This window comes from Pseudonocardia wallangbongensis (assembly GCF_054486945.1).
Map to the genome: position 1 here is coordinate 396,572 of NZ_JBRERS010000006.1, position 18,915 is coordinate 415,486.

Below are 18,915 nucleotides of genomic sequence, written 5' to 3' on the forward strand. Positions count from 1 at the left end.
GCACAGACGTCGAAGCGGAACTCGACTACACGTTGAACCTGAACTCCACCACGTCACCGTCAACCATGACGTAGTCCTTGCCCTCCATTCGGACCTTGCCGGCGGCCTTGGCCGCCGCCATCGCGCCGGCCTCGACGAGGTCGTCGAAGGACACGATCTCGGCCTTGATGAAGCCGCGCTCGAAATCGGTGTGGATCACGCCGGCGGCCTGCGGGGCGGTGGCGCCCTTCTTGATCGTCCAGGCGCGCGACTCCTTGGGGCCGGCGGTGAGGTAGGTCTGCAGGCCGAGGGTGTGGAAGCCGGCGCGGGCCAGTGAGTAGAGCCCCGGCTCCTCCTGGCCGATCGACTCCAGCAGCTCCCGGGACGACTCCTCGTCCAGCTCCAGCAGCTCGGCCTCGACCTTGGCGTCGAGGAACACCGCGTCGGCGGGCGCGACCAGTGCCTCGAGCTCCTTGCGCCGGCCCTCGTCGGAGAGCACCGCCTCGTCGGCGTTGAACACGTAGAGGAACGGCTTCGTGGTGAGCAGCGAGAGCTCGCGCAGCGGTTCGCGGTCGACACCGGCCGCGAACAGCGTGGTGCCCCCGTTCAGGATCTCGACGGCCTGCTCCGCAGCCTCCAGCGCAGGGCGCCGGTCCTTGTGGGTGCGCGCCTCCTTCTGCAGGCGCGGAACGACCTTCTCCAGGGTCTGGAGATCGGCGAGGATCAGCTCGGTGGAGATCGTCTCGATGTCGCCCGCAGCGTCGATGCGGCCCTCGACGTGTACGACGTCGGGGTCGTCGAACACGCGCACGACCTGGCAGATCGCGTCCGACTCGCGGATGTTCGCGAGGAACTTGTTGCCCAGCCCCGCCCCCTCGGACGCGCCCTTCACGATGCCCGCGATGTCGACGAACGACACGGTGGCCGGCACGGTGCGCGCCGACGCGAACATGCGCGCGAGGACGTCCAGGCGCGGGTCGGGCAGCGGCACCACCCCCACGTTCGGCTCGATCGTCGCGAACGGGTAGTTCGCGGCGAGCACGTCGTTGCGGGTGAGGGCGTTGAACAGCGTCGACTTGCCGACGTTGGGCAGGCCGACGATGCCGAGGGTGAGTGACACGGGGCTCCAGGGTAGTCGCGGTCAGCTCACGGCCTGCAGGTACGCGAGCACGGCCCGGACGCGGCGGTTGTCGTCGTCGGACGGCGCGAGGTCGAGCTTGCCGAAGATGCTGCTGATGTGCTTGCCCACCGCCTTCTCGGTGACGAACAGCGCCGCGGCCACGGCGGCGTTGGAGCGCCCCTCGGCGACGAGCTCCAGCACCTCGCGCTCGCGCGCGGTGAGCGCGGCCAGCGGGGTGGACCGGCGCCCCACCAGCTGCCCGACGACCTCGGCGTCCATCGCGGTGCCCCCGCCGGCCACCCGCCGGACCGCCGCCACGAACTCCTCGACGTTGCCGACACGGTCCTTGAGCAGGTACCCGACACCGCCTGCGTGGTCGGCCAGCAGCTCGCGCGCGTAGAGCTGCTCGACGTACTGCGAGAGCACGAGCACCGGCAACCCCGGCACCTCCCGGCGCGCGGCGAGCACCGCGACGAGCCCCTCGTCGGTGAACGTGGGTGGCAGCCGCACGTCGACGACCGCGACGTCCGGCCGGTGGCGCAGCAGCGCCTGCCGCAGCACCGGGCCGTTGTCGACCGCCTCGACCACGTCGAAGCCGTTGGCGATGAGCAGCCGGATCAGGCCGTCGCGGAGGAGGACGTGGTCCTCGGCGATGACGGTGCGCAGAGGTCGCACGGCAGCTCCATCGTGATCTCGGTGGGCCCACCCGGTGGACTCCTGACGGACACGGTGCCGTCGAAGGCGGCCAGCCGGCGCTCGATGCCGCGCAACCCGGTGCCCCGGCGGGGGTCGGCACCCCCGTGGCCGTCATCGCCGACGACGATCATGATCCGGCCGCCCGCATAGCCGGCGCGCAGCCATGCCCGGGTGGCCTGGGCGTGCCGACCGACGTTCGCGAGCGCTTCGGCCGAGGCGAAGTACAAGGCGGACTCGACCGGGGCATGGGGTCGCGCGGGAAGGTCGATGGCGACAGCGACCGGCACCGGGCACAGCAAGGCGGCCGCCTCGAGCCCACCGGGCAGCCCGCGGTCGGCGAGCACCGGTGGGTGGATGCCCCGGACGAGGTCGCGCAGCTCCGCCAGAGCGTGCCCGGCGTCGGCCCTGGCCTCCTCGAGCAACGTGGCGGCGCGATCGGGGTCGCTCCGCAAGGACTGTGCGGCCAGGCCGAGCGTCATCCCGACAGCCGCGAGGCGCGCCTGTGCGCCGTCGTGCAGGTCGCGCTCGATCCGGCGCAGTTCAGCGGCCTGCGCGTCGACGGTGGCCGCGCGGGACTCCGTGAGCTGCTCCACCCTCGTCGCGAGGGCGCTACCAGCCGGCGAGAGCAGCGCACGCACGAGCAGCGCCAGCGCGCGCACGATCCACGGCACCGTCCACCACACGACGGCGAGTACGACGAGCGCGGGGAGCGTGAAGATCGCGAACGGACCCACGCCGCCGGCGAACACCCCGGCGAGGACGTCCACCAGAACCGAGGCGAACGCCGCCACGAGCGTGCCCGCGACGGCGTGCAGGGCGAGCCAGATCATGTCGCGGCCCGTCTGCGGGTCGCGCAGGCACGCCGCGAGCTCGCGCCACGTGGGCCCGGGGTCGGTGCGGTACGCGACGGCCAGGTCGGCGCCGAGCACCTGGCCCGCGACCGTCCGGTGCACGTCGGCGAGCGCACGGGTGGCGCCGAGCGCGCCTGCGACGACCGGGAGGCCGACCCCGAACAGCGGCACCAGCATCAGCCCGACCAGCTGCGTGAGCAGCAGGACGGCGGCCACCAATGCGGTGCCGACCGCGCCGGCCAGGCGGACGGCCGCGATCGGCCACTCGCGTAGTCGACGCTTCACGCGGACCAGTTTTCACGATCGTTCGGGTCGGCCGCAGTAGGTCTAGGCCTACCCCTGACGGGGGGCTGGGGCCCGGGTCGATCCGGGGTCCAGCCCCATCGTGCATCATCCGGCCGCCCGGAAGCGTGGCATTCGTGATCCCCCGCCCCTTCCCGCCGCCGTGCTGACCGCGCTGCTCCACGCGGCCGCGGGCTGGTCGGCGCCCGTCGTGCTGGCCGTCTCCTGCGCGGTTCTGGTCGTCGAGAGCGGCACGCTCGTCGGCATGGCCCTACCGGGCAGCACGCTGCTCGTCGCACTCGGACTGTGGTCGCTCACCGCGCCGCACGCGCTGGTGCCCGCCATCGCCGCGAGCGCGCTGGGCACCGTCGCCGGAGCCCACCTCGGGTGGTGGCGCGGCCGCGCAGGGCCGCCCGTCGCCAGGCTGCCCGGTCCGCTGCGCCGGCTGGCGGAGCCACGTGCCGCGCAGGCGAGCGCATGGCTCGCGCAGCGGCAAGGGCCGGCCACCACGCTGCTGCTGGCCTGTGGTCACTGGGCGGCCGCGGCGCGGCCGGTGATGCCGCGCGTGGCAGGGGCGGCGGGCGTGCCCTATCGGATCGCCGGGCCGTCGCTGATCGTGTCGGGCAGCGCATGGGCCGCCACGATCGTCCTGCTCGGCAACCGCATCGGGGCGCTCGTCCTCACGTCCGCGGCATGGGTCCCCGTTGCGTTCGTCGCGCTCCTGGTCGTCGTGCTGGTGCTCCGGTCGCGCTGCCAGCGGCGGAGGTCCCCGTCCGGACGGCCGGGCGCCACGGTGGATGAGGGGCCTCTCATCCACGCCTCATCTCGCGGGCATCCCGCGCCACCAGCCTGGGCCGGTGACCCTCGCCCCCAACCACGTGTCGAGCCACCCGTCATGGCCCGCGCCCCTGTCCCTCCTTCTCGGTGTCGAAGCCCCTGAGCTGCTCGCCGTCGCGCTCGAGGGCTACCGCAGCCGGCTCCGGGCGCTCCGGGTCGTCACGGTGGGGGTGCAGCCCGGCGGAGCCACGGTCGTCCAGTACGCCGCCGACGTCGAGCGCGCCGACGGCAGCCGCACCCGGGAGACGTTCGCCGCCACCACCGGCGACCGGATCCCGGAGGGCGCCGCGGTGCTCGCCGGACACGGCGTCCAGGTCGGTGTCTGGCGCTGGCCGCAGGACCCGGCGTTGCCCGCGCTGGCCACGGCGGCCGATCCCCTCCGGCTCACCGCGGCGCTGCGCGCTGCCGGGCTACCGCGGGGCGGCATCACCCGGATCCGGATACGGGCCTACCGGCCCGGGCGGCGAGCGGTGCTCGAGGTCGAGGGAGGTGGGCCGCGGATCTTCATCAAGGTGGTCCGGCCACGGGCCGCCGCAGCACTGCGCGAACGGCACGACCTGCTCGCCGCGCACGTACCCGTGCCGCGCCCGCTCGCCGGCACCGGCGACGGGATGCTCGTCCTCAGCGAGCGCCCGGGCGCTTCACTGCGGTCACACCTGTCCCGCGAGCTCCCGGTACCGGCGCCGGCCGACCTCGACCAGCTCCTCGACGCCCTCCCGGCCCACCTCCTCCGGCTACCCCGCAGGCGCACCCACCTGGAGCGCGTGGGGCACTTCACGGCGGTGCTCGCCGCCACCGCCGTCACCGGGGAGACCGAGCGGGCCCCGCTCGACGCGCTCGCCACACGGCTGACGCGGACCGATCCGGGATCGCATCCGGATGTCGCGGTGCACGGCGACTTCTACGACGGTCAACTGCTCTGCCGCGAGCAGCGCATCAGCGGGCTGGTCGACGTCGACACCGCGGGCCCGGGACACCGCATCGACGAATGGGCCACGCTGCTGGCCCACCTATCCGTGCTCGCGCTGCACGGCACCACGGCCGCGCGGCGCTACGGCGCCCGGGTGCTCGCCCACGCCGAGGGCCGGTTCGCCCCGTCCGAGCTGCGCCCACGGGTCGCCGCGGCCGTGCTGGGCCTCGCCACCGGGCCGTTCCGGGTGCAGCACGCCCGGTGGGCGCAGCACACACGGGCCCGCCTGCGGCTGGCCGAGCAGTGGGCCACCGGATGAGAGCGGCCTCATCCGGCTCTCCCACGGGCCTCACCGGCCACCGCGAACGTGGACCACGTCCAGCCGAGCACTTCGAAGGAGCGTCACATGTCCACCTGGAAGATCCTCACCATCGGGGCGGCCCTCACCGGCCTCGGCGTCGCCGGCGCCGGCATCGCGGCGGCAGACGAGGGCGTGCGTGCCGCGTCGCCGCAGCCGGTCCCCGTCTCGGCCGCCGACACCGCCGGGGCGCCGCTCGCCGCCGACCTCTCCCCCGAGTCCGCGGACTCCCCGTTCGAGAGCCCGGTCGACTCCGCCGAGTCGCCGTACGACAGTCCCGACGACCACACGGCCGACGACGACACCCCGGACGACGACACGCCCGACGACGACTGACGTGCAGTGGGCGGGGTGCGTGCGGCCGTGCCGCGACGGCCGGCCCTCGTGCCCCGCTCTTCACCGCTCATCGCACCCGCTCGGCCATTCGCGGAACGCGGATAACGCGGGCGGAGCCGGCTCGATGGTCTGAGTGGAGCTGCTGCCGGAATGAAGGGGGTCGACGTGCGGTTCCCGCCCCGACTCGTGCTCGTGGCCTCGGCCATCGGCATGGTGGCCGCGAGCAGCGGCGCCGTGCTGTTGATGCCCGCGGACGCCGAGGAAGCCGCCGTGCCGGTCCCGGAGATCACCTCGGCCGCAGACCAGCAACAGGCGCCCGCACCTGCCGAGCCCGCGGTGTCCGCAGGCCCCGGGATCACCGGCGCGCAGATCGCCGACCTCGCCCTCGCACCGGCTCGCGACCGGGCCGCCGCACTGGTCGAGCAGCAGGCCCGCACCAAGGCCGAGGAGGCCCGCACGCGCGCCGAGCGGCGGGCCGGCGACGACGACCGGTGGGACGACCTGCGTGACGAGATCCGCGACGCCTGCGACGACGGGCGAATCCGCGGCCCGATCTGCCGCTCCAACTGATCGGGCCGACCGACCTCGGGGCGAGACACCCGCATTGGTAGTACAACCTCATCACACACCCAGAATGCGAACTCGGCGGCGAGCGATTCTCGGCGAGCGAGGTCACCGATCCCGATGAGTACGCGCGTCTGTTCGCGCTCGCCGAGCAGGTTTACGCCGGGTGGCGCGACTACCGCGCCATGACGACGTCGAGCGGCCGTCGCATCCCCGTCTTTCGGCTCGAACACCGCTAGTTGCTGGGGATCGGCCGGAACGCAGTTCCCCGAGTTCGGACCTAGCCGTCCAGCCGGTACCCCATCCCCCGCACGGTGACGATGCGCTCCGCGCCGAGCTTGCGGCGCAGGTAGCGGACGTAGACGTCCACCACGTTCGACCCGGGATCGAAGTCGTACCCCCACACGTGGCTGAGCAGCTGCTCCCGGGTGAGCACCTGGCCCGGGTGGCGCAGGAACGTCTCGACGAGGGCGAACTCGCGGGCCGAGAGGTCCACCGTGCGGCCGTCGACGTGGGCGCGCCGGGTGCGCAGGTCCAGCTGCAGGTCGCCGTGCGCGAGCACCGTGAGCTCCGGCGTCCGCTGCGAGGCCAGCCGGAGCCGGACGCGGGCGAGCAGCTCCTCGAACCGGAACGGCTTGGGCATGTAGTCGTCGGCGCCGCCTTCGAGGCCCGCGACGGTGTCCTGGACGCTGTCGCGCGCGGTCAGCACGATCACGGGGATGGGGCAGCCGTCCTCCCGCAACGAGCGCAGCACCGCGAACCCGTCGAGGCCGGGCAGCCCGATGTCCAGCACCATCAGGTCGAAGCCGCCGGTCATCGCGTAGTCGCGGGCCGACGGCCCGTCGCCCACCACGGTGACGGCGAACCCGTTCGCCGACAGCCCCTTCTCGACGAACGCGGCGATCCGCGGCTCGTCCTCCGCGATCAGGATCCGCACGATGCCTCCAGTGCGGGGATCTCCACGGTGAACGTCGCCCCCCGCCCCGGCACGCTGTCCAGCAGCACCTGCCCGCCGTGCGCGACGGCGATGGCCCGCACGATCGACAGCCCGAGCCCGGCGCCCTCCGAACGGCGCGCGGTCGAGCCACGGGAGAACCGTTCGAAGATGCGGTCGCGGTCGGCGGCGTCGACGCCCGCGCCGGTGTCGGACACCCAGAACCGCAGCCGGCCGCCGGCGAGCTGCGAGCCCAGCGCGATCCGGTCGCCGGGGCCGGTGTGGCGGCATGCGTTGTCGGCGAGGGCGACGACGGCCTGCGTGATGCGCTGCGGGTCGAGCCGGGCGTCGACGGGGGCGGTGGTCTCGAGCACCCACTCCCGGTCGCCGAGCCGCTCGACCTTGTCCACGATGTCCGCGGTGAGCGCGGCGACGTCCACGGGTTCGACGTGCAGGAACGACGGCTGCTCGGAGCGGGCGAGCAGGAGCAGGTCCGACACCATCCGGTTCATCCGGCCCAGCTCGTCGTCGACGAGCGCGACGGTGGCCCGCACGTCGTCGGGGTCGGCCGGGTCGAGGACCTCCAGGTGGCCCCGCACGATCGTGATCGGCGTGCGCAGCTCGTGACCCGCGTCGTCGGCGAACCGCCGCTGGGCGGCGACGCCCGACTCGACCCGGTCGAGCATGGCGTTGACGGTGCGGACGAGATCGCCGAGCTCGTCCGGCTCCTCCGCGTCCGGGATGCGGCGGGACAGGTCGGTGTCGGTGATCGTGCGAGCGGTGTCGGCGACGTCGCGCAGCGGCCGCAGGATGCGCCCGGCCACCAGCCACGCCGCCGCGCCGGCGCCCAGCACCGTGACGCCGCCGACACCGAGCATGAGCTGGGCGGCGGTGTTCGCGGCGGCGCGCTCGGCGTCGGCGAGGTAGGCCGCCACGATCACGCCGCGGGCCGGATGGCCCACGAGCGTCACCGGGATCGCGAGGTAGTTCACCTCGCCCGCGGCCGGGCTCTCGTAGGTGCCGGAGCGCGGGACGTCGACGGAGGCCACCAGCGCGGCGAACGCCGGGTCGCCGGCGAGCATCTCGGGCGTGCCGGGCTCCTGCCGGCTCTGGGTGCGGTAGACGCCGTCGACATAGCCGAGGAACTTCTCGTTCGGGCGGGCCACGTTGTACGCGATCGCCTCGCCGATCACCTCGTCGACGGTGCGGAACGGCTGCCCGGTGCGCGGGTTGATCCCGGTGGCCGTGTGCCCGGCGAACTCGTCGACCTCGAAGCGCAGTGCCTCACCCATCCGCTGGTCGGTGGCCTGGATCAGCAGCCGCCACGTCACGAGCGTGACGACGGCGAGCGCGAGCAGCACGAGCAGCAGGACCCACCCGATGATCCGGGTGCGGGCCCGGGTCACACGCCACCGCGCGGGCGGCGGGTCGGGCGTCGAGGGCATCCGGGTCGCGGTCCTTGCGGGCGAGGGGTGGCTGCGCGGTTCGACCACATCCTCGCCGACGCGGGGATCAGTCGTCGTCATCCGGGCCGTCGTCGTCGCCGCCGTCGTCGTCATCGTCGTCGTCGTCGACGGGTGGGGGCGGGGCGACGTAGCCCTCGTGGTCGCGCGGGGCCGGTTCCGCCGGGGCCGGTGGGGGCGCCGGTGGCGCGGCCGGCGCCTGGACCGTGATCGGTTCGACGGGCGGCGGCCCGGTGTCCGCGGCGGAGCCCAGCGCGACGGCCCCCGCGAGGACGCCGACGACGAGCAGCACGGCCGTCGCGATGATCAGCGGGAGGCGCACGGCCCCGATCCTGGGTTTCGCGGGTGACCCGCGGATGAGAGCCGGATGAGAGGGTTCTCATCCGGTGGCAGCGTCCGATTTCCGCCAGTCGGGGTCCGTTGTGCGTGGCAGAGTCATAGTCGTGCTGCTCGACCAGGAACGTTGCTACCGCGCCCTCGCCTCGCGCGACTCCCGCTTCGACGGGCACTTCATCACGGCTGTGCGCACCACCGGCATCTACTGCCGGCCGTCGTGCCCCGCGGTCACGCCGAAGCGGCACAACGTCGAGTTCCTGCCCACGGCGGGCGCGGCGCAGCAGCGCGGCTACCGCGCGTGCCGGCGTTGCCAGCCCGATGCCGTGCCGGGCTCGCCGGACTGGAACCTGCGGGCCGACCTCGCCGCCCGGGCGATGCGCCTCATCTCCGACGGCGTCGTCGAGCGGCTGGGCGTGCCCGGGCTCGCGGCCCGGCTCGGCTACTCGGAACGGCACCTCAACCGGGTGCTCACCGCCGAGCTCGGGGCCGGTCCGCTCGCGCTCGCGCGGGCACACCGCGCTCACACCGCGCGCCTGCTCGTCGAGACCACCCCGCTCGGGATGGCCGACATCGCGTTCGCGTCCGGCTTCGCGAGCGTGCGGCAGTTCAACGACACGGTCCGCGAGGTCTACGGCGTGCCGCCGACGACCCTGCGCGCGGAGGCCGGCCGGCGCGGCGGTGCCGCGCCCGCCGTCGCCGGGACGCTGGTCCTGCGGCTGCCCTACCGCCGGCCGTTCGACGCGGACGGTCTGATCTCGTTCTTCGCCGCCCGGGCACTCGACGGCATCGAGTCGGTCGAGGACGGCACGTACCGGCGCACGCTGCGGCTGCCGCACGGCGCGGCGACGGTGGCGCTCGACCTGATGCCGATGCCGCGCAACGGGCACGTCGTCGCCACGCTGCGGCTCGCGGACCCGCGCGACCTCGGCCCCGCGGTCGCCCGGCTGCGCAGGCTCCTCGACCTCGACGCCGACCCGGAGGCCGTCGACGCCGCTCTGGGCGCCGACCCGGACCTCGCGACGGCCGTCGCGACGGTGCCCGGGATCCGGCTTCCGGGCACCGTCGACGGCGTCGAGACCGCGCTGCGGGCGGTGCTGGGCCAGCAGGTCTCGGTGGCCGCGGCCCGCACCGCGGCGAGCCGGCTCGCCGCCGCGCTCGGCGAGCGGCTCCCGCCCGGCCTGGCCGGCGACGGCCCCGACCTGCTCTTCCCCACCCCGGAGGCGATCGCCGAGCGGGGTGCGGAGGTCCTCACCGGACCGCAGCGGCGGATCGCGACGGTCCTCGGGCTCGCCGGCGCCGTGGCCGACGGCTCGCTCGTGCTCGACCCCGGCTGTGACGCTGCCGAGCTGCGGGCCACGCTCTGCGCGCTCCCCGGCATCGGGCCGTGGACAGCGGGCTACCTCGCGATGCGGCTCATCGGCGACCCCGACGAGCTGCTCGCCACCGACCTCGGCGTGCGCCGCGGCGCCGCCGCGCTCGGGCTCCCGTCCGACCTCGCCGGTCTGACGGCCCGGGCCACCGGCTGGGCGCCGTGGCGCTCCTACGCCGCCACCCACCTCTGGCGGGCGATGCCCGTCACCACCTCGAACGGGAGGACGTCATGACCACCGCAACCTGGGCCACGGTCGACACCAAGATCGGCCCCTTCACCGCCGTCGTCGACGAGGACGGGGCCGTGCTGGCCTCCGGCTGGACGAGCGACCTCGACGAACTGATGCCACAGGTCCACCCGACGCTGCGGCCCACCGAGCTCGTGGAGGGTGACCTCGGCCCCGTGGCCGACGCGATCGTCCGCTACCACGACGGCGAACTCTCCGCGATCGACGAGGTGCGCGTCCGGCAGCGGTCGGGCGAGTTCCTCGAGCACGCCTGGGACGTGCTGCGGACGGTGCCGGCAGGCGCACCCGTCACCTACACCGAGTACGCCGCCAAGTCCGGTCGCCCGGCCGCGGTACGCGCCGCGGCGTCGGCCTGCGCCCGCAACGCGGTGGCCCTGTTCGTCCCGTGTCACCGGGTGCTGCGCACCGACGGCACGCTGGGCGGCTTCCGCTGGGGTGTGGAGGTCAAGCGGGAGCTCCTGACCCACGAGGCTGCCCAGATCTGAGCAAGTTCAGGAAAGCCACATTCATGTACTGGCGGTTCATGAATGTGGCTTTCCTGAACCTCTCCGGGACGCTCCGCCTCGACCGTTCGTTCGACCGTTCGGCGATCGATCGGCCCCCGCTCCGCGTGCCTCCCCTCGATCGACAGTCCTGTCCGTGACGCTGGTCGGATGGACACCGCATCCGTATCCGTGCTGCTCATCGGCATGATCGTGGGCGCAGCGCTGGGCGCGGGGGCCGTGTGGTTCCTCCTGACGTCCCGGGCCCGGCTCTCCGCGGCCGAGGCCGCGCGGGCCACCGCCGACGCCACCGCGATGCTGCGGGCCGATGCGGCCGGGCTGCGCGCGGAGCGGGCCGGGCTCGTGCAGCGGCTCGACGAGCTGACCGCCTCGCACGACGTCGTCGTCGACCGGCTCCGGCAGGCCGAGGCGGGGTCGGCGGCCGCGGCCGCGGCGCTGCGCAGCGAGCGCGAGGCGGGCGCGCAGCGGGAGGCCCTGCTCACCCGGCGCGACGCCGAGCTGAAGCAGGCGTTCCAGGCACTGTCCGCCGACGCGCTGGCCCGCAACAACGAGCAGTTCGTCGCGCTGGCCGAAGGCCGGATCAAGGAGGCGACGGCGGCGCTGGCCGCGAAGGCCGACGGCGACGCCACCGCGCGTGCCCAGGCCATCGGCAAGCTGCTCGACCCGGTGGCCGCCACGCTGCAGCGCGTGGAGGGCCAGCTGCGCACCGTCGAGAAGGAGCGGGAGTCGGCCTACGCGGGGTTGCGCGAGCAGGTCACCGCGATGCGCACCAGCTCGGAACGGCTGCAGGACGAGACGAAGCAGCTGGTCAACGCGCTGCGGGCGCCGCAGGTGCGGGGCCGCTGGGGCGAGCTGCAGCTGGAGCGCATCGTCCAGCTCGCCGGGATGGTCGAGCACTGCGACTTCTCCACTCAGGTCGTCGGCCGGGGCGAGGACGGCGGTGTGCGCCCCGACCTGGTGGTGCACCTCGCCGGCGACAAGCAGGTGGTCGTGGACGCGAAGGTCCCGTTCGCCGCGTACCTGGAGGCCGTCGAGAGCCGCGACCCCGAGGTCCACCGCGAGCGCCTCGCCGCCCACGCCCGCCAGCTGCGCCAGCACGTCGACGCGCTCAGCGCGAAGAGCTACTGGGCCGCGTTCCAGCCGTCGCCGGAGTTCGTGGTGCTGTTCGTGCCGGGCGACCCGTTCCTGGAGGCCGCCCTGCAGTCCGACCCGGCGCTCCTGGAGCACTCGTTCTCGAACAACGTCGTCATCGCCACCCCGACCACGCTCATCGCGTTGCTGCGCACCGTCGCGTACACGTGGCGGCAGGAGGCGCTCGCGCGCAACGCCGCGCAGGTGCACCAGCTGGGGAAGGAGCTGCACAGCAGGCTCGCGACGATGGGAACGCACGTCGCCAAGCTGGGCCGCAGCCTCGACTCGGCGGTGTCGAGCTACAACCAGACGGTGTCCTCGCTCGAGGCGCGGGTGCTGGTCACGGCGCGCAAGATGACCGACCTGGGCGCGGCCGACGGCGACATCGACGAGCCGGCTCAGGTCGAGCGGGCCCCGCGGACCGTCTCCGCGCCCGAGCTGGTGGCGTCGGCCGCCGACTCACTGATCGCGCTGCACGAGCTGAACCGGGTCGACCGGCCGGGTGACCGCCCTGGCAGCGACGAACGCGGTGAGTCGCGAGCTACCGTCACAGGATGACCGATCCGGCCGGTGAGCGCCCTCCTCGACGCCGCCCACCCGCCGAGCCCGGGCGCGGCGGTGCCTCCCGGCCGCGGTCCGGTGCGTCGGGCCGACCGGCGAAGGCGCGCACGGGCGCCCGGCCCGCGGACGAGCCGGCGAAGCCGACCCGTTCGGCGCGCCGTCCCTCGACCAAGCCCGGGAAGCCGGTGAGCAAGCCCGCTTCCCGCGAGCGCCCGGAGCCGGACCGGGGCCCGAGCGGCCGCTGGTCGATGGCCGACCGCTCGGTGCTGCCCACCGTGCTCGGCGTGCCCCCGATCGCGGCGGTCGGCCTCGCCGCCGCGCTCACCGCGGCCGGAGTTCTCGTCGATCTGACACGATTGGGCAACCTCAGCACCGTGTTCACGATCTGCCACATCGCCGGCTGTGTGCTGGCGGTGGCCTGGGTACGCCGCAGCGGCCTCTTCGGACCGATGGTCCAGCCGCCGCTCCTCGTGGCCGCCGCCGTGCCGGTGGTGGTGCTCGCCGCGGGCCCGCCGCGCCCCGGTCAGGGAGTGGCCGAGCAGCTGCTCGTGATCGGGGCGCCGCTGGTCAACGCGTTCCCGGTGATGGCGTGGGCCACCGGGATCGTGCTGGTGCTGGGCCTGCTGCGGGTGGTGCTCCAGCGGCCCGTCAACGCCCCGAACGAGCGGGGCGGAGCTCGCGAGGCAGCGAGAACGTGAGGGTCTCCTCGGCGGTGGTGACCTCCTCCACCGACCCCCAGCCACGCTCGGCGAGGTGGTCGAGCACGCCGCGCACGAGCACCTCGGGCACCGACGCGCCGCTCGTGAGCCCGATCGTGGTGACACCCTCGAGCCAGGCGTCGTCGATCTCGCGGGCGTAGTCGATGAGGTGCCCGGCCCCGGCGCCCGCGGTGAGCGCCACCTCGACGAGCCGCACCGAATTCGAGGAGTTCTTGGAGCCGACGACGAGTACGAGGTCGCAGTGGCGCGCCATCGCCTTCACCGCCACCTGCCGGTTCTGCGTGGCATAGCAGATGTCGTCGCTCGGCGGGTTCTGCAGCGCGGGGAACCGCTCGCGCAGCGCCCGCACCGTCTCCATCGTCTCGTCGACCGACAGCGTGGTCTGCGAGAGCCACACGACCTTCTCCGGGTCGCGGACGGTGACGCTCGCGACGTCGGCGGCGGTCTCCACGAGCTGGATGTGTTCGGGAGCCTCGCCGGAGGTGCCCTCGACCTCCTCGTGCCCGTGGTGGCCCACCAGGAGGATGTCGTAGTCCTCTCGGGCGAAGCGCTTGGCCTCGCCGTGGACCTTGGTGACCAGCGGGCAGGTGGCGTCGATCGTGCGCAGCGCCCGGTCCTTCGCCTGGTCCCGCACCGCGGGCGACACGCCGTGCGCGGAGAACACGACGAGCGCACCCTCCGGCACCTCGTCGGCCTCGTCCACGAAGATCGCGCCGCGCTCGGTGAGCGTCTCGACGACGTGCACGTTGTGCACGATCTGCTTGCGCACGTAGACCGGCGGGCCGTGCTGCTCGAGCGCCTGCTCGACGGCCTCGACGGCCCGGTCGACGCCTGCGCAGTACCCGCGCGGCGCGGCCAGCAGGACGCGCTTCGTGGCAACGGACATGCCCCCACCCTACGGACGCACCACCCGTGCCCGGCGCCACCGCGACGAAGCGCACTGCCACATTCCCGACGAACGGCGCGGGCCCCGCGGCTTGTGAGGGGGCCACCGCGGGGGAGACTGGGGGCATGAGTCCGCTGCCGCTGCCGGTCCGCGTCGCCGCCGGCCTCGTCGCGTCCGCCGTGGAACAGGCCCGGGACCTGCCGCGCCTCGTGGTCGAGCTGCCCGTCACCGCCGTCAGCCAGGCCCTGCAGGCATCCATGCGGGTGCAGCAGAAGGTCACGGAGCTGGCGATCAAGGGCGACCAGGCGCTGGGCACGCTCCGGCCCGTCGAGGAGCGACCCGGCTGGGCCACGTTCGACGACGACGACGAGACGCTCGCTTCCGACAACGGCGCCGCCGCCGTCACCGAGCTGCGCCCGCACGGCCGGCCCGAGCCGGAACCACCCGCCGACGCCGCCGTCGGGCCGGCCGCAGCCGAGGGCCACCCGCCGGAGCGCACCGGACCCGCGGAACCCGAGGCGTCCGGGCCGAACGCCCTTCCCGGCTACCAGGAGCTGACGATCCCGCAGCTGCGGGGGCGGCTGCGCCACCTGTCCCCCGACGACCTGCGCGCCCTGCTCGAGTGGGAGACGAGGCACGAGAACCGGGCGCCGTTCGTCACGATGCTCTCCAACCGGATCACCACGGTCACCGAAGGGTGAGTGCTCCGACCTCGCCGGAGCAGCCGTGGCCGGTGCGCACGGTGGCCCGCAAGATCGCCGAGTGGGTCGACCGGCTGGGCGCGGTGTGGGTGGAGGGCCAGCTCGCACAGGTCACGGCCCGGGCCGGCACCGGCACGGCGTTCCTCGTGCTGCGCGACCCCGCGGCCGACGTCTCGCTGCAGCTCACCGCGCCGATCGGCCTGGTCCGGGACGGCGGCCCCGCGGTGGCGGAGGGCAACCGCGTCGTGGTGCACGGAAAGCCGTCGTTCTTCCTCGGCCGCGGCACCCTCTCCCTCCGCGTCGACGACATCCGCGCCGTCGGCATCGGTGAGCTGCTCGCCCGCATCGAGCGGCTGCGCCGGCTGCTGGCCGCCGAAGGCCTGTTCGACCCCGCGCGCAAGCGCCGCCCGCCGTTCCTGCCACGGTGCATCGGGCTGGTCACGGGCCGAGCGTCGGCCGCCGAGCACGACGTCGTTACGAACGCGCAGGCCCGCTGGCCCGCGGTGCGGTTCCGGATCGAGCCGGTCGCGGTGCAGGGGGCCCTCGCCGTACCGCAGATCGTCGAGGCCCTCGGCGTGCTCGACCGCGACCCCGACGTGGACGTCATCGTCCTCGCCCGCGGCGGCGGCAGCGTCGAGGACCTGCTGCCGTTCTCCGACGAGACGCTGTGCCGGGCCGTCGCCGACTGCCGCACCCCCGTGGCCTCGGCGATCGGGCACGAGCCGGACACGCCGCTCGTCGACCACGTCGCCGACGTGCGCTGCTCCACGCCCACCGAGGCCGGCCGCAGGCTCGTACCCGACATCGCGGAGGAGACCGCCCGGATCGCCGGCCTGCGCGACCGGGCCCGACGGGCCCTCGCCGGCTGGGTGGATCGCGAGGAGCGGCTGCTGTCGGCGCTGCGCGGCCGTCCGGTGCTGGCCGAGCCGCTGCGCGCCCTCGACACCCGCGCCGTCGAGGTCGGGCGGCTGCGCGACGCGACGCGCGCCTGCGTGGAGCGCGGGCTGGACCGGCGCACCCACGACCTCGAGCACGTCCGCGCCCGGCTGTCGACCCTCGGCCCGGCCGCCACCCTCGCCCGCGGCTACGCCGTCGTGCAGCGGGTGCCCGACGACGGCACCGGCCCGCTGCCGCTGCTGCGCTCGGTCGACGAGGTCGGGCCGGGTGACCGCCTGCGGATCCGGGTGGCCGACGGCGCGGTGGCCGCCACGGTCGGCGAGCCCGTGGCGAGGCGGAGCAGCGCGCGAACCAAGAAGAAGGCGAGCACCCCATGAGTGAACGCCCCGCCGTCGACGGGCTGGGCTACGAGCAGGCCCGCGACGAGCTCGCCGAGGTGGTGCGCGCCCTGGAGGCGGGCAACCTCGGCCTCGACGAGTCCGTGGCGCTGTGGGAGCGCGGCGAGGCGCTGGCCCGCCGCTGCGAGGAGCAGCTGGCCGGTGCCCGGGAACGGGTGCAGAAGGTGCTGGACGAGGCCGCCGACTGACTCACGCCGGTGCGGGCGCCTCGTCGTAGTCGGGGAGCTCGATCGCGTCGGCCTTGCCGAACTGGGCGGCGAGCAGGTTCCGCAGCGGCCAGCGGTCCATCCACCGGAGCATCCCCGTGAAGAACGCGATCGCGGCCCGCGAGGACGGCACGAAGCCGTTGACCCCGCCGGGCGGGAGCTCCTGGGCCTGGGCGATGTAGGGCCGCAGCACGCGCTCGTACGCGGCGAAGGCCGCCCGGTGATCGCCCCCGGCCCGAGCCAGCTCGCCGGCCAGCACGTACGCGCCCACCAGCGCGGTGCTGGTGCCGAGGCCGGTCAGCGGTGACGGGCACCATGCGGCGTCACCGAGCAGCACGACCCGCCCCGACGACCACGAGTCCATGCGGGTCTGGCCGAGCTCCTCGACGACCAGGTCGGTGCTGCCCTGCAGGTCGGCGACCACCTGGTCGGCCACCCACCCGATGCCGCTGAACGTGCGCGTGAGGAGCTCGCGCTGCGCGGCGGGGTCGCGCCGGTGGATGCCCGAGGGCGGCGTGCGGAGCGCCATCAGCGCCTTGACCTGGCCGGGAACCCGGTCCGGGCGCAGCGCGAGCATGGTCTTGGGGGCGTTGTACATCCGCATCCACCCGTCGAGCCCGTACCGGTCCGGCACGGTGCAGAACGCCGTGACGCACCCCAGCGGCCGGACGAACTCCTCCTCCGGCCCGAAGGCCAGTGCCCGGACCCCGGAGTGCAGCCCGTCCGCGCCCACGACCAGCCCGAAGCGGCGCGCGGGCGCCCGCCGGAACCGCACCGTGACGCCGTCCTCGTCCTGCTCGATCCCGGCGACGGCGTCGTCGTAGCGGTACTCGACACCGTCCCGGGTGGCGTCGAGGAGGACCTGGGCGAGGTCGCCGCGCATCACCTCGATCTCCGCGACCATCCCCTCGCCGCCGAAGGCCTCGGCGGACATCTGCGCCCGCTGCCGGCCCGTCGTGTCGACGTAGGCGACGCCGCGCTCCTCGACGGTGACCTCGCGGACGGCCGGCATCAGGCCCATCCGCTCGACGACGGTGCGCCCGGCGCCGCGCAGGTCGACCGTCTGCCCGCCGGGGCGCGGTGCCGGGGCCCGCTCCACGACGGTGGGCCGGTAGCCGGCGCGGACCAGCCAGTGGGCGAGGGCCGGGCCGGCGACTCCCGCACCTGAGATCAGCACATCCTTGTCGTGCACCGTACGACTCCCTTCGGTTTGCGTCGAGACGGACCGTACGGCGTACAAACACCGCATGCAACAGGTTCGTGGAGCTTACCAGCGCATTTTCCGCTAGAGCACTAGTGCACTACGCTCCCGAAGGGCACCGGACCCGGTGTCGCTGTACTAGTGCACCAACCGCCCGGAGGTACCGGAAGTGACCGACACCACGTCCACGCGCATCGCCGCCGACCTCCGCGCGCGCATCGCCGCGGGCGAGTTCGGCCCCGGCGACCGCGTCCCGTCCACCCGGGAGCTCACCCGTCAGTGGGGGGTGGCGATGGCCACCGCCACCCGGGCGCTCTCCCTCCTGCAGGACGAGGGCGTGTTGCGGTCGGTGCGCGGGGTCGGCACGATCGTCGCCGCGCGGCCGGGCAGCGTGCGCCCCGCCCGCCGCCGCACCACGTCGAACGCGGCACGCGACGACGTCGTCCGCGCCGCGGTCACCATCGCCGACGCCGAAGGACTCGCGACGCTGTCGATGCGGCGGGTCGCCGCGGAGCTCGGCATCGCCACGATGTCGCTCTACCAGCACGTCAGCGGCAAGGACGACCTGGTCACGCTCATGATCGACCGTGCATTCGGCGAGGAACCGCTGCCCGCGCAGGCTCCGTCGGACTGGCGCACCGCGCTGGAGATCGCCGCCCGGCTCGAGTGGGCCGTGTTCCGGCGCCACCCCTGGCTCGCGGCGGCGATGTCACTCACCCGGCCCCAGCCCGTCCCGAGCGCACTCGCCTACACCGAGTGGGCGCTCGGTGCCCTCCACGGACACGGGCTGGACACGACCACGGCGTTCACGGTGCACCTCCTGCTGTTCAACTACGTGCGGGGTATGGCGGTGAACCTCGAGTCGGAGGCACAGGCCGAGGCCGAGAGCGGGCTGACGGCGGACCAGTGGATGGACATGCACATGCAGACGATCACGTCCCTCGCCGCGGACGGCGGCTTCCCGAACGTCACGCGGCTCTTCGCGCTCGACTTCGACCTCGACCTGGACGCCCTGTTCGAGCTCGGCCTGAGCTGCCTGCTCGACGGCCTGCGCGGGGCACTCCCCTGACCCGAGATCCAGGGGCGGGATCGGGGTCGTTCCCGATCACCCCGCCCGGGCGCCGAGACATCGTTCGGGCGGGCCTGGAAGTGATCGGACGTGGCGGCAGTTCGCCATCACGCTCGGTCAGCCTCTACGCCGGGATCTTCCCGCTCTCCGCCGCCCTCGACGACGCGGCCACGGCGATCGTCGACATCGGTGTCGGGACCGTCGTGGGGTTCCCGACTCCCGTCCTGTCGCTGCTGTCGGTGGTGGCCGCGGCCGTCGTCCGGCGGCGCGCGTTGCGGACCGGACGGCAACAGACCCGCCACGCCGGGGCCGCGATCCGCGAGACTCGTGCGTGACCCATCGGTCCGGAACGAGCGAG

Annotated in this window: 21 protein-coding genes; 13 read left to right on the forward strand and 8 right to left on the reverse strand. The window is 74.3% G+C overall.

Going from position 1 to position 18,915, the window contains the following annotated elements; translation table 11 throughout:
* Positions 1-25: 25 nt before the first annotated feature.
* The 3 genes from ychF to ACU436_RS24030 are packed head-to-tail and all read right to left on the reverse strand — an operon-like array spanning position 26 to position 2,931.
* Positions 26-1,099, reverse strand: coding sequence for a redox-regulated ATPase YchF (gene ychF / locus ACU436_RS24020; protein ID WP_459028876.1), 1,074 nt, complete (start codon positions 1,097-1,099; stop codon positions 26-28).
* Positions 1,100-1,120: 21 nt separating this feature from the next.
* Complete coding sequence (locus tag ACU436_RS24025) at positions 1,121-1,765, reverse strand: LuxR C-terminal-related transcriptional regulator (RefSeq protein ID WP_459029108.1); 645 nt, start codon at positions 1,763-1,765, stop codon at positions 1,121-1,123.
* Positions 1,717-2,931 (reverse strand): sensor histidine kinase, encoded by a 1,215-nt coding sequence (locus ACU436_RS24030; protein WP_459028878.1) that lies wholly within the window; start codon positions 2,929-2,931, stop codon positions 1,717-1,719. Before ACU436_RS24030 ends, ACU436_RS24025 begins: the two co-directional genes overlap by 49 nt.
* Before the next feature lie 160 nt (positions 2,932-3,091).
* Between ACU436_RS24030 and ACU436_RS24035 the strand changes: the two genes are divergently transcribed.
* The 4 genes from ACU436_RS24035 (at position 3,092) to ACU436_RS24050 (ending at position 5,939) form a co-directional block, all read left to right on the forward strand.
* Positions 3,092-3,868, forward strand: coding sequence for a DedA family protein (locus ACU436_RS24035; protein WP_459028880.1), 777 nt, complete (start codon positions 3,092-3,094; stop codon positions 3,866-3,868).
* Positions 3,786-4,994 carry a phosphotransferase family protein gene (locus ACU436_RS24040; RefSeq protein WP_459028882.1) on the forward strand — a complete coding sequence of 403 codons (1,209 nt, stop codon included), beginning with the start codon at positions 3,786-3,788 and terminating at the stop codon, positions 4,992-4,994. The genes ACU436_RS24035 and ACU436_RS24040 overlap by 83 nt, the downstream gene beginning before the upstream one ends.
* Before the next feature lie 87 nt (positions 4,995-5,081).
* The gene (locus ACU436_RS24045) at positions 5,082-5,369 is read left to right on the forward strand and encodes a hypothetical protein (RefSeq protein WP_459028884.1); all 288 of its coding nucleotides are present in this window, start codon (positions 5,082-5,084) and stop codon (positions 5,367-5,369) included.
* Between the two features lie 150 nt (positions 5,370-5,519).
* Positions 5,520-5,939 carry a hypothetical protein gene (locus ACU436_RS24050; RefSeq protein WP_459028886.1) on the forward strand — a complete coding sequence of 140 codons (420 nt, stop codon included), beginning with the start codon at positions 5,520-5,522 and terminating at the stop codon, positions 5,937-5,939.
* A gap of 274 nt (positions 5,940-6,213) precedes the next feature.
* On the opposite strand, the gene ACU436_RS24055 is transcribed toward ACU436_RS24050, so the two are convergent.
* The 3 genes from ACU436_RS24055 to ACU436_RS24065 form a co-directional block, all read right to left on the reverse strand.
* Entirely contained in the window at positions 6,214-6,873 is a 660-nt protein-coding gene (locus ACU436_RS24055; protein ID WP_459029110.1) for a response regulator transcription factor, read from the reverse strand.
* Positions 6,858-8,312 carry a sensor histidine kinase gene (locus ACU436_RS24060; protein WP_459028888.1) on the reverse strand — a complete coding sequence of 485 codons (1,455 nt, stop codon included), beginning with the start codon at positions 8,310-8,312 and terminating at the stop codon, positions 6,858-6,860. The genes ACU436_RS24055 and ACU436_RS24060 overlap by 16 nt, the downstream gene beginning before the upstream one ends.
* A 67-nt stretch (positions 8,313-8,379) precedes the next feature.
* Entirely contained in the window at positions 8,380-8,652 is a 273-nt protein-coding gene (locus ACU436_RS24065; RefSeq protein WP_459028890.1) for a hypothetical protein, read from the reverse strand.
* 121 nt (positions 8,653-8,773) lie between these two features.
* On the opposite strand from ACU436_RS24065, the gene ACU436_RS24070 reads away from it, so the two are divergent.
* The 4 genes from ACU436_RS24070 (at position 8,774) to ACU436_RS24085 (ending at position 13,178) form a co-directional block, all read left to right on the forward strand.
* Complete coding sequence (locus ACU436_RS24070) at positions 8,774-10,270, forward strand: AlkA N-terminal domain-containing protein (RefSeq protein WP_459028892.1); 1,497 nt, start codon at positions 8,774-8,776, stop codon at positions 10,268-10,270.
* Positions 10,267-10,770, forward strand: a complete 504-nt coding sequence (locus ACU436_RS24075) for a methylated-DNA--[protein]-cysteine S-methyltransferase (protein WP_459028894.1) — start codon at positions 10,267-10,269, stop codon at positions 10,768-10,770. Before ACU436_RS24070 ends, ACU436_RS24075 begins: the two co-directional genes overlap by 4 nt.
* Before the next feature lie 168 nt (positions 10,771-10,938).
* The gene (locus ACU436_RS24080) at positions 10,939-12,477 is read left to right on the forward strand and encodes a DNA recombination protein RmuC (RefSeq protein ID WP_459028896.1); all 1,539 of its coding nucleotides are present in this window, start codon (positions 10,939-10,941) and stop codon (positions 12,475-12,477) included.
* Positions 12,474-13,178 carry a DUF6542 domain-containing protein gene (locus ACU436_RS24085; RefSeq protein ID WP_459028898.1) on the forward strand — a complete coding sequence of 235 codons (705 nt, stop codon included), beginning with the start codon at positions 12,474-12,476 and terminating at the stop codon, positions 13,176-13,178. The genes ACU436_RS24080 and ACU436_RS24085 overlap by 4 nt, the downstream gene beginning before the upstream one ends.
* Here ACU436_RS24085 and ACU436_RS24090 read toward each other — a convergent pair.
* A complete protein-coding gene (locus ACU436_RS24090) occupies positions 13,129-14,085 on the reverse strand; it encodes a 4-hydroxy-3-methylbut-2-enyl diphosphate reductase (protein ID WP_459028900.1) in 957 nt (318 codons plus the stop codon). The genes ACU436_RS24085 and ACU436_RS24090 overlap by 50 nt on opposite strands.
* A gap of 125 nt (positions 14,086-14,210) precedes the next feature.
* On the opposite strand from ACU436_RS24090, the gene ACU436_RS24095 reads away from it, so the two are divergent.
* From ACU436_RS24095 to ACU436_RS24105, 3 genes are read left to right on the forward strand one after another with little or no spacing between them, the layout of a single operon-like run.
* Positions 14,211-14,786 carry a lipid droplet-associated protein gene (locus tag ACU436_RS24095; protein ID WP_459028902.1) on the forward strand — a complete coding sequence of 192 codons (576 nt, stop codon included), beginning with the start codon at positions 14,211-14,213 and terminating at the stop codon, positions 14,784-14,786.
* Positions 14,783-16,060, forward strand: coding sequence for an exodeoxyribonuclease VII large subunit (gene xseA, locus ACU436_RS24100; RefSeq protein ID WP_459028903.1), 1,278 nt, complete (start codon positions 14,783-14,785; stop codon positions 16,058-16,060). The genes ACU436_RS24095 and xseA overlap by 4 nt, the downstream gene beginning before the upstream one ends.
* The gene (locus ACU436_RS24105) at positions 16,057-16,269 is read left to right on the forward strand and encodes an exodeoxyribonuclease VII small subunit (protein WP_459028905.1); all 213 of its coding nucleotides are present in this window, start codon (positions 16,057-16,059) and stop codon (positions 16,267-16,269) included. Before xseA ends, ACU436_RS24105 begins: the two co-directional genes overlap by 4 nt.
* 1 nt (position 16,270) lies before the next feature.
* Here the strand turns inward: ACU436_RS24105 and ACU436_RS24110 are convergent, their stop codons facing one another.
* Positions 16,271-17,479 carry an FAD-dependent monooxygenase gene (locus ACU436_RS24110; protein WP_459028907.1) on the reverse strand — a complete coding sequence of 403 codons (1,209 nt, stop codon included), beginning with the start codon at positions 17,477-17,479 and terminating at the stop codon, positions 16,271-16,273.
* 178 nt (positions 17,480-17,657) lie between these two features.
* On the opposite strand from ACU436_RS24110, the gene ACU436_RS24115 reads away from it, so the two are divergent.
* Positions 17,658-18,557 carry a TetR/AcrR family transcriptional regulator C-terminal domain-containing protein gene (locus tag ACU436_RS24115; protein WP_459028909.1) on the forward strand — a complete coding sequence of 300 codons (900 nt, stop codon included), beginning with the start codon at positions 17,658-17,660 and terminating at the stop codon, positions 18,555-18,557.
* An 80-nt stretch (positions 18,558-18,637) separates the two neighbouring features.
* Complete coding sequence (locus ACU436_RS24120) at positions 18,638-18,892, forward strand: hypothetical protein (protein WP_459028911.1); 255 nt, start codon at positions 18,638-18,640, stop codon at positions 18,890-18,892.
* Positions 18,893-18,915 lie beyond the last annotated feature (23 nt).